We start from the raw sequence: 501 nt of genomic DNA, 5'->3' as shown, positions 1-501 counted from the left end.
ATCTGTTGATTTGCAGCATCCGTAAAGGTGTATTGGGTTGGCAATGTTCTTACCGCCTCATAACCAGCTGGCACTTGCAAGTTCAGATCTACTGTCTGACCAACGTTACCGTTGATTGTGGAACTACTAATGGTATTACCATTTTCATCTTGGTAAATTACTTGAGCACTGCTTCTAACTGGTTGAGATGGATCTTGTGGTGTGACCGGGTCAGCAGGTGTTTGTGGATCTGGATCTACTGGCGTATGTGGGTCCACTGGATCATCAGGATCAACCGGTTGATCTGGTGTTTGAATTGCCTTCACACGAATGATGATCTGTTGATTTGCAGCATCCGTAAAGGTGTATTGGGTTGGCAATGTTCTTACCGCCTCATAACCAGCTGGCACTTGCAAGTTCAGATCTACTGTCTGACCAACGTTACCGTTGATTGTGGAACTACTAATGGTATTACCATTTTCATCTTGGTAAATTACTTGAGCACTGCTTCTAACTGGTTGA

Annotated in this window: 1 protein-coding gene; it reads right to left on the bottom strand. The window is 44.1% G+C overall.

The annotated features are described in order from the left end of the window. Positions 1-501 (bottom strand): MucBP domain-containing protein (locus QOS01_RS10445; RefSeq protein WP_283622275.1); only part of this gene is annotated, 501 nt, incomplete at both ends.

This window comes from Limosilactobacillus avium, assembly GCF_947381485.1.
Taxonomy (GTDB): Bacteria; Bacillota; Bacilli; order Lactobacillales; family Lactobacillaceae; genus Limosilactobacillus; species Limosilactobacillus avium.
The sequence above is the reverse complement of the archived record's forward strand: the minus strand, read 5'-3'. Positions and strand labels throughout refer to the sequence as shown.